Below are 466 nucleotides of genomic sequence, written 5' to 3' on the forward strand. Positions count from 1 at the left end.
TCATGTTCATGTGGTGGGGACATCGACTCGTGCAGCGATCGTCAGCGATCGGCGGATCACTGGTCTGTCGACCGATGTGATCGCCGAACTCGTTGCCGAGGTGGGTCCGTTATGGCACGAACGGCACCAGGCGAGACTGGAGTCCAGGCCACGCAAGCGGGCCGTGGGCGCCGGAGCAAAGCACCGGTTGGTCTTTGTCGACCGGCTCCTGGCCGCGCTCGTCCACCTTCGCCACGCTGCCACTCTCGACGTGCCGGCCGGCTGGCTTGGTGTCGACCGGTCCACCATCACCCGCGCCATCGGCGAGGTGCGGCCGCTGCTCGCAGTCCGCGGCTGTACCATCGCCACCGGCGTCCGGCTCCGCAGCCTCGCCGAGGTCATGGAGCACCTCGTCACCTTGAGCTTCCGGAGCGCCAACTCAGAAGCCATGCACAAGGCGGGCCGCCGGCGTGGGATCAACGAGGAC

General features: G+C 67.6%; 1 protein-coding gene. It reads left to right on the forward strand.

The window, feature by feature from the left end; translation table 11 throughout:
• Positions 1-13 precede the first annotated feature (13 nt).
• Positions 14-466 (forward strand): transposase family protein (locus G3I71_RS47165; RefSeq protein WP_343243305.1); only part of this gene is annotated, 453 nt, incomplete at its 3' end.

Origin of the sequence: Streptomyces sp. SID12501, from assembly GCF_010550245.1 — a bacterium.
GTDB lineage: Bacteria > Actinomycetota > Actinomycetes > Streptomycetales > Streptomycetaceae > Streptomyces.